The following is a 7123-nucleotide window of genomic DNA, read 5'->3' as shown; positions in this document are numbered from 1 at the left end:
CGCTTACGCAGCCAGTTTCTTCTTCAGCAGCTCGGTCAGCTGCGCCGGATTCGCCTTGCCCTTGGTCGCCTTCATCGCCTGGCCGATGATCGCGTTAAATGCCTTTTCCTTGCCGGATCGGTATTCCTCGACCGACTTCGCATTCGCCGCCAGTACCTCGTCGACGATCTTTTCCAGCGCGCCGCTGTCGGAAATCTGCTTCAGCCCCTTGGCTTCGATGATGTCGTCGGCCGCGCTCTCCTTGTCGGACGGCGTCTCCCACATCGCGCCGAACACTTCCTTGGCGATCTTGTTCGAGATGGTGCCGTCGGCGATGCGCTTGAGCAGCAGCGCCAGCTGTTCCGCCTTCACCGGTGCCTGTGCGATATCGACCCCTTCCCGGTTCAGCGTGGAGGACACGTCGCCCATCAGCCAGTTGGCTGCGGGCTTCGCCTGTTCCTTGCCGGCCTTTTCGACCACCGCTTCGAAGTAGGCAGCCATCGCCTTGGACTGCGTCAGCACCGACGCATCGTATTCCGGCAAGCCGTAATCCTTCACGAAGCGCTCGCGCATCGCGCCGGGCAGTTCCGGCATCGACGCCTTCACGCGCTCGATCCATTCCTGCGCGATCACCAGCGGCGGCAAATCGGGGTCGGGGAAGTAACGGTAATCCTGTGCGTCTTCCTTGCTGCGCATCGAGCGGGTTTCCTTGCGGTCCGGATCGTACAGGCGGGTTTCCTGCACCACCTTGCCGCCGTCCTCGATCAGCTCGATCTGGCGCCGCACTTCATAGTTGATCGCCTCTTCCAGGAAGCGGAAAGAGTTCAGGTTCTTGATCTCGCAGCGGGTGCCGAATTCCTTCTGGCCGAGCGGGCGCACCGACACGTTCGCGTCGCAGCGGAACGAGCCTTCCTGCATGTTGCCGTCGCAGATGCCCAGCCAGACCACGAGCGAGTGCAGCGCCTTCGCATACGCAACCGCCTCGGCGGCGCTGCGCATGTCGGGTTCGGTCACGATTTCCAGCAGCGGGGTGCCGGCGCGGTTCAGGTCGATGCCGCTCATGCCGTGGTAATCCTCGTGCAGCGACTTGCCGGCGTCTTCCTCGAGGTGCGCGCGGGTCAGCTGCACGGTCTTCATCTCGGCCTTGCCGTCCTTTTCCAGCACGAAGGAAATCGTGCCGCCCTGGACCACCGGGATTTCATACTGGCTGATCTGGTAGCCCTTGGGCAGGTCGGGGTAGAAGTAGTTCTTGCGCGCGAAGATCGACTGCGGGGCCACCTTGGCGCCGATTGCCAGCCCGAACTGGATCGCGCGCTCCACCGCGCCCTTGTTCATCACCGGCAGCACCCCGGGCAGGGCCAGGTCGACCGGGCAGGCCTGGGTGTTCGGCTCGGCGCCGAACCGGGTCGAGGCGCCGCTGAAGATTTTCGATTGGGTCGAGAGTTGAGCGTGGGTCTCGAGGCCGATGACGACTTCCCATTGCATAGTAGTGTGTCCTTGTTTTATTCGTGATAGCGGCACTGGCCGGTCTTCAGGTTCACCGTCAGTTCGGAAAAATTGGACCGGGATCCGCACAGCGCGGGGCAGGTCGGCTTGAGCGTCAGCATGTCGCCCTCCTGCTCCAGCCGGATGGTGCAGCTCATGCCGCGGCTGAAATCGTAGCCTCGCTTGCTGCGCGCCTTCAGCGCATCTTCCAGCGCCACGCGCCATTGCACCTTCGGCGCTTCGTTGCGCACCTCGGCGGTCAATCCGTCGTTTTCGTCGATGTTGCAGTCGTAGCCGTGGGTGCTGCGGTAAAGCGCCGACTCCCAGTGGAAGACTTCGACACGGTTGCCGCTGATGCGGATTTCGCCGTTGTCCGCATAGGTCACCCGCTCGCCGTCTTCCGAGCGCGAGGCGCTGCACGAGAAGTGCGTGTCGAGCTGCTGGGCGGCGGCGGGAGCGGCGCCTGCGCAAAGCAGGGCTGCTGCGACGGTCATGCGGACGTTTGCGTTCATAGGCCTTCCGGGGTGCGTTTGTGCCAGTCGGTGGCGAGCTGGTACTGGTGCGCGACGTTCAGCAGCTTCGCCTCGTTGAAGTAATTGCCGATGATCTGCAGGCCGACCGGGCGCTTCGCATTCTTGTCGCCCTGGCCGAAGCCGCAGGGGATGGACATGCCGGGCAGGCCGGCCAGGCTGGTCGACAGCGTGAAAATGTCGGCCAGGTAGTTTGCGACCGGATCGTCGGCCTTGTCGCCGATGTCCCAGGCCACCGTCGGACACACCGGGCCCATGATCACGTCGCACTGCCTGAACGCTTCCTGGAAGTCTTGCGCGATCAGGCGGCGGATCTTCTGCGCCTGCAGGTAGTAGGCATCGTAGTAGCCATGCGACAGCACGTAGGCGCCGACCAGGATGCGGCGCTTCACCTCGTCGCCGAAGCCTTCCGCCCGCGACTTGCGGTACATGTCGGCCAGGTCCTTGTATTCCTGCGCGCGATGGCCGTAACGCACGCCGTCGAAACGCGACAGGTTGGACGAGGCTTCCGCCGGCGCGATCACGTAGTAGACCGGGATCGACAGCTCGGTCTTGGGCAGCGAGATGTCGACCAGCGTCGCGCCCAGTTTCTCGTATTCGCGCAACGCCGTGCGCACCGCTTGCTCGACATCGGCGGCCAGGCCCTTGCCGAAGTACTCACGCGGCACGCCGATCTTCAGCCCCGAGAGCGGCTTGTCAAGCTCGCGGCCGAAGTCTTCCGCCGGACGCTCCAGGCTGGTCGAATCGCGCGGATCGAAGCCGGTCATCGCATTGAGCAGCAGCGCGCAGTCTTCCGCGGTCTGCGCCATCGGGCCGCCCTGGTCGAGCGAGGATGCAAAAGCGATCATGCCGAAGCGCGACACCCGGCCATAGGTCGGCTTGATGCCGGTGACGCCGCACAGCGCAGCCGGCTGGCGGATCGAGCCGCCGGTGTCGGTGGCGGTCACCGCCGGCGCCAGCCGCGCGGCGATCGCCGCGGCCGAGCCGCCGGACGAGCCGCCCGGGATCGCCTGCCTGTCCCACGGGTTCTTCACCGCCCCGAAGAACGAGTTCTCGTTCGACGAGCCCATGGCAAATTCATCACAGTTCAATTTTCCGAGGGTGACCATACCTGCCGTACGGAACTGTTCGACGACAGTTGCATCGAAGGGGCTGATGTAGTTCGAGAGCATCTTCGAGCCGGCGGTGGAACGCCAGCCGCGCGTGACAAAAATGTCCTTGTGCGCGATCGGGATGCCGGTGAGCGGCGTCGTGTCATTCCTGGCAAGGCGCGCGTCGGCTTCCGATGCCTGCTCCAGCGTCAGCGCTTCATCGACGTGGAGGAAGGCGTTCAGGTCGCTTTGCCGGATGCGGTCGAGATACATCTTTGCCAGCTCGGTGGCCGATACCTGTTTAGCCTGCAGCAGTGCTGAGAGTTCTTTGAGTGTCTTGGTATGCATAGGATGGGTAAGCGTGCGGCTCGTGGCGCGGGCGGATGTTATTCGATGACCTTAGGGACGAGGTACAGGCCGTCCTGCGTGGCGGGTGCGACCTTCTGGTAGTCGTCGCGCTGGTTCGGTTCGGTGACCTCGTCCTCGCGCAGGCGCAGTGCGACATCGTCCTGGTGGGCGGCGATCGGATGATTGAGCGGTTCGATGCCGGCGGTGTCCACTGCGCGCATCTGCTCTACCAGCGAGAAGATGCCGTTGAGCTTGTCCAGGGTTTTGCCGGCCTGTTCTTCGTTCAGGTCGAGCTGCGCCAGGCGGGCCAGGCGCTTAACATCGGAGAGGTCGAGTGACATGATGGAAAGGGTTGGGCGGTCGGTGAGGGACCGCTGTTTTCAAGGGAATAAAATGTTTTCTAATTGTTGCAAAAACTTGTCAAAAGGCGCGAACTGGCTTGTATCCGGCACGCATTTTTAGAGTTTCCACTGGCTAATTTCGGCTAAATTATAAGGTAGAATGATGGGTTAATACCTCGCCGGCGATGACGGATTTGACATGTCGCCGGACCAGAGGTTTTCACCAGCAATGCAAAGCGCATGCGGATGCGCATCGGGACAATACATGTTTGGATTTTTACGCAGCTATTTTTCTAACGACCTGGCGATCGACCTTGGCACGGCCAACACGCTGATCTACGTGCGCAACATGGGTATCGTGCTGGACGAGCCTTCAGTGGTGGCAATTCGCCAGCAGGGCGGTCCCAACGGCAAGAAGACCATCCAGGCCGTCGGCAAGGAAGCCAAGCAGATGCTGGGCAAGGTGCCGGGCAACATCGAGGCGATCCGCCCGATGAAGGACGGCGTGATCGCCGACTTCACCGTCACCGAGCAGATGCTCAAGCAGTTCATTCGCATGGTGCACGACTCCAAGCTGTTCAAGCCGTCTCCGCGCATCATCATCTGCGTTCCCTGCGGCTCCACCCAGGTCGAGCGCCGCGCGATCCGTGAATCCGCGCTCGGCGCAGGCGCCTCGCAGGTCTACCTGATCGAAGAGCCGATGGCCGCCGCGATCGGCGCCGGCCTGCCGGTATCCGACGCGACCGGTTCGATGGTGGTCGATATCGGCGGCGGCACCACCGAGGTCGGCATCATTTCGCTGGGCGGCATGGTGTACAAGGGATCGGTGCGCGTGGGCGGCGACAAGTTCGACGAAGCGATCGTCAACTACATCCGCCGCAACTACGGCATGCTGATCGGCGAGCAGACCGCCGAAGCGATCAAGAAGGAAATCGGCTCCGCATTCCCCGGCTCCGAAGTCAAGGAAATGGAAGTCAAGGGCCGCAACCTGTCCGAAGGCATTCCGCGCTCGTTCACGATTTCGTCCAACGAGATCCTGGAGGCGCTGACCGACCCGCTCAACAACATCGTGTCCGCCGTGAAGAACGCGCTCGAGCAGACGCCGCCCGAACTGGGCGCCGACATCGCCGAAAAGGGCATGATGCTGACCGGTGGCGGCGCGCTGCTGCGCGACCTCGACCGTCTGCTGATGGAAGAGACCGGCCTGCCGGTGATCGTCGCCGAAGATCCTCTGACCTGCGTGGTGCGCGGCTCCGGCATGGCGCTCGAACGCATGGACAAGCTGGGCTCGATCTTCTCCTACGAGTAATCGACACGATGTTTCTCTTGACGCGCCTTGCCGGAACCGCGCAAGGCGCGCCGATGGACGGAAATTCTCGGTCACATTTCGCATTCTTCGTTAGACCCTGATGGATTACAGTCCGCCGCCACTTTTCAAGCAAGGCGCATCCGCCCGCGCCAAAGTGGTGTTCTTTTCCCTCATTGCGCTGATCCTGCTGGTGGCCGACTCGCGACTGCGTTCGCTCGGCGCCATCCGCCAGGTGGTCGGCACCGTGCTCTATCCGCTGCAGGTCGTGGCCCTGTTGCCGCGCGACGCCGCCTACATGGTCGGCGACTATTTTTCGTCGCTGTCGGCGATGCAGAAGGAGAACCGCGGCCTGAAGGAGCAGCAGATCGCCAACGGCCATACCTTGCAGCAGGTGCAGCAGCTGTCGGCGGAAAACGCCCACCTGCGCAAGCTGCTCTCGGCCAACGAGCGGCTGGCCGTGAAGTCGGTGATGACCGAAATCCTGTACGACGCGCGCGACGCCTTTACCCGCAAGATCATCGTCGACCGCGGCACCAGCCATGGCGTGGCCCAGGGCCAGCCCGTGATCGACGACGTCGGCGTGGTCGGACAGGTGACGCGCGTGTTTCCGTTCACCGCCGAAGTGACGCTGCTGACCGACAAGGACCAGGCGATTCCGGTCCAGGTCGTGCGCAGCGGACTGCGCAGCATCGCCTATGGACAGGGCCACTCGGGCGCGCTCGACCTGCGCTTCATGCCTGCCAATGCCGACATCGAGAACGGCGACATGCTTGTCACTTCCGGCATCGACGGGGTCTACCCAGCCGGCCTGTCGGTCGCCAAGGTGACTCAGGTGGACCGCAAGTCCTCCGACGCGTTTGCGCGCATCGTCTGCCAGCCGCTGGCCGGCATCGATCGCAACCGCCAGCTGCTGATCCTGCTGACTGAAATGAATTTCCCGCCGCGCCCGGCGCCGGAAGATCCGAAGAAGGAAAAGGCGGCAAAGCGTGAGGCGGCGAAGGAAGCCGCGAAGCAGCCCGCGGCGGGGACCGCTGCCACCGCCGCCGCAGCAGCAGCCCAACAGGTGCCGGCGGCAGCGATTCCCGCAAACGGCCCGGCGGCAGTGACACCGACCGCAGCGGCGGCGCCCGCTTCGGACAAGCCTGCCACGCCAGCGCCGGCGGCGCCGGCAGCAGCGAAACCTTCGCCGGCAGCGGCAGTGCCGGCCGCCGCGACGCAGAAGCCATCGGCAGACAAGCCGGCAGCAGCGAAACCCGCAGCAGCACAACCGGCAGCAGGACAACCGGCAGCAGGACAACCGGCAGCAGCACAACCGGCAGCAGCACAACCGGCAGCAGCGGCAGCGCCCAGACCCGCGCCAGCCGCCCTTGCAAAGCCTGCGGCAGCCACGCCGCCCAAGCCGGCGGCTACGCCTGCAGCAGCGCCCGCAGCAGCGCCCGCCGCACCGCAGGGAGTCACGCCATGAACCGCCCGCAATACATCCTGTTACCGGCGAATCCACTGTTCATCGTCGCCAGTCTGATCGTCGCGTTCCTGCTGAACCTGCTGCCGTGGGGGCAATGGGTGGGCATTCCCGATTTCGTTGCGCTGGTCCTGGTCTTCTGGAGCATCCACCAGCCACGCAAGGTGGGCATCGGCATCGCCTTTTTCATGGGACTGCTGATGGATGTGCACGACGCGACCCTGCTCGGGGAAAACGCGTTGTCATACACCTTGCTGTCGTATTTCGCGATCATGATCCACCGCCGCGTGCTCTGGTTCAAGGTGTCGACGCAGACCCTGCATGTGCTGCCGCTGCTGTTCCTGATGCAGTTCGTCCAGCTGCTGATCCGTGTCATGGTGAGCGGCAATTTTCCGGGCTGGCTCTATTTCCTGGAAAGCCTGGTGACGGCAGCGCTGTGGCCGGTCGTCACCTGGATCCTGCTGGCGCCGCAACGACGCGCCGTCGACAGGGACGACACGCGGCCGATCTGAAGCGGCGCGTCTTTGCATCCGAATCCCTGTGCCGCAGGGCAGAACACATGGTTATACCAACCTTGA

General features: G+C 63.7%; 7 protein-coding genes. 3 read left to right on the top strand and 4 right to left on the bottom strand.

What is annotated here, in order from left to right; all coding sequences use genetic code 11:
* Positions 1-3: 3 nt before the first annotated feature.
* Genes gatB through gatC form a run of 4 tightly spaced genes read right to left on the bottom strand, consistent with a single transcriptional unit; the run spans position 4 to position 3774 of the window.
* Positions 4-1464, bottom strand: coding sequence for an Asp-tRNA(Asn)/Glu-tRNA(Gln) amidotransferase subunit GatB (gene gatB, locus VEC01_RS19425; protein ID WP_324902569.1), 1461 nt, complete (start codon positions 1462-1464; stop codon positions 4-6).
* Between the two features lie 17 nt (positions 1465-1481).
* Complete coding sequence (locus tag VEC01_RS19420; protein WP_324902568.1) at positions 1482-1976, bottom strand: hypothetical protein; 495 nt, start codon at positions 1974-1976, stop codon at positions 1482-1484.
* On the bottom strand, positions 1973-3433 hold the full coding sequence (gatA, locus tag VEC01_RS19415) for an Asp-tRNA(Asn)/Glu-tRNA(Gln) amidotransferase subunit GatA (RefSeq protein ID WP_324902567.1): 1461 nt from the start codon (positions 3431-3433) through the stop codon (positions 1973-1975). The genes VEC01_RS19420 and gatA overlap by 4 nt, the downstream gene beginning before the upstream one ends.
* Positions 3434-3471: 38 nt before the next feature.
* Positions 3472-3774 (bottom strand): Asp-tRNA(Asn)/Glu-tRNA(Gln) amidotransferase subunit GatC, encoded by a 303-nt coding sequence (gatC, locus tag VEC01_RS19410; protein WP_324902566.1) that lies wholly within the window; start codon positions 3772-3774, stop codon positions 3472-3474.
* Between the two features lie 265 nt (positions 3775-4039).
* Here gatC and VEC01_RS19405 point away from each other — a divergent pair, with 265 nt between their 5' ends.
* The 3 genes from VEC01_RS19405 to mreD all read left to right on the top strand — a co-directional run bounded on the left by VEC01_RS19405 (position 4040) and on the right by mreD (position 7057).
* Positions 4040-5083 (top strand): rod shape-determining protein, encoded by a 1044-nt coding sequence (locus VEC01_RS19405; RefSeq protein WP_057290805.1) that lies wholly within the window; start codon positions 4040-4042, stop codon positions 5081-5083.
* A 100-nt stretch (positions 5084-5183) separates the two neighbouring features.
* Positions 5184-6548, top strand: a complete 1365-nt coding sequence (gene mreC, locus VEC01_RS19400; protein WP_324902565.1) for a rod shape-determining protein MreC — start codon at positions 5184-5186, stop codon at positions 6546-6548.
* On the top strand, positions 6545-7057 hold the full coding sequence (gene mreD, locus VEC01_RS19395) for a rod shape-determining protein MreD (RefSeq protein WP_324902564.1): 513 nt from the start codon (positions 6545-6547) through the stop codon (positions 7055-7057). The genes mreC and mreD overlap by 4 nt, the downstream gene beginning before the upstream one ends.
* Positions 7058-7123: the final 66 nt, after the last annotated feature.

Origin of the sequence: Noviherbaspirillum sp. (assembly GCF_035627455.1) — a bacterium.
Lineage (GTDB): Bacteria > Pseudomonadota > Gammaproteobacteria > Burkholderiales > Burkholderiaceae_D > Noviherbaspirillum.
Note: the sequence above shows the minus strand (reverse complement) of the source record. Positions and strands in the feature narration are given on the sequence as shown.